This is a genomic window from Nonomuraea sp. NPDC050540 (genome assembly GCF_044457485.1).
Classification (GTDB): Bacteria; Actinomycetota; Actinomycetes; order Streptosporangiales; family Streptosporangiaceae; genus Nonomuraea.
Genome location: NZ_JBITHA010000057.1, coordinates 1 through 1,084, shown reverse-complemented (window position 1 = coordinate 1,084; position 1,084 = coordinate 1). Strand labels below are relative to the sequence as shown.

Annotated in this window: 1 protein-coding gene; it reads left to right on the top strand. The window is 67.8% G+C overall.

All coding sequences use genetic code 11. From position 1 onward, the window contains the following. Positions 1 to 109 precede the first annotated feature (109 nt). Complete coding sequence (locus tag ACIBI5_RS54280; RefSeq protein WP_397259676.1) at positions 110 to 1,075, top strand: IS481 family transposase; 966 nt, start codon at positions 110 to 112, stop codon at positions 1,073 to 1,075. Positions 1,076 to 1,084: the final 9 nt, after the last annotated feature.

The window sequence follows — 1,084 nt, the reverse complement described above, 5'->3', positions numbered from 1 at the left end:
CTAGGTGTACTTGGCCATGATCTTGATGACACGTGGCCATGATTGATTGATCATGAAGAAGACCTCCGGCGTAGTGGAGTTGCTGACTTCACCCACGCAGGAGGTCTTGATGGGTCACGCTAACGCCCGGTTGACGTTCCACGGCAGATGTCTGCTCGTTCGTCGTGTCGTGTTCGACGGGCGTCCGGTCGCGCATGTGGCCGCAGAACTGGGCGTCTCGCGCCAATGCGGGCATCGGTGGGTGCGACGGTTCCGCCAGGAGGGCTGGGACGGGCTGCAGGAACGACGCAGCGGACCCCGCACCTGCCCGCGCCGCACCCCGGCCGAACTCGAGCAGCGGGTCCTGGCGGCCCGTGCCGAACTGCGCGCCGGCCCGGACCGGCTCGCCCACGCCACCGGGGTACCGGCCAGAACCATCACCCGCATCCTGCGCCGCCACCACGTGCCCGTACTGGCCGACTGTGACCCACTGACCGGCACCCCGATCCGCGCCACCCGCAAGAGCGCCAACCGCTACGAACACCCCGCACCCGGCGACATGATCCACCTGGACGTCAAGAAACTCGGCCGGATCCCCGACGGCGGCGGCCACCGCGCCCACGGCCGCCACCAAGCGGCCCGCGGACGCGGCATCGGCTACGACTACCTGCACACCGCCATCGACGACCACTCCCGCCTGGCCTACATCGAAGTCCTCACCGATGAGAAAGGCACCACCTGCGCCGCCTTCCTGACCCGGGCCGCGGCCTTCTTCGCCGACCACGGCATCACCCGCATCCAACGGGTCCTGACCGACAACGCCAAGAACTACCGCATCAGCCACGCCTTCCAGCAAGCCTGCGCCACCCTGGGCGCCCGGCAGAAGTTCACCCGCCCCCACTGCCCCTGGACCAACGGCAAAGCCGAACGCCTCAACCGCACCCTGGCCACCGAATGGGCCTACCGCCGCCCCTACACCAGCAACCAGCACCGCACCAACGCCCTCGGCCCATGGCTGCACTACTACAACACCCAACGACCCCACACAGCCCTCGGCGGCCAGCCACCCATCACTCGACTGACACCAAGTTCATGACCGAGTACA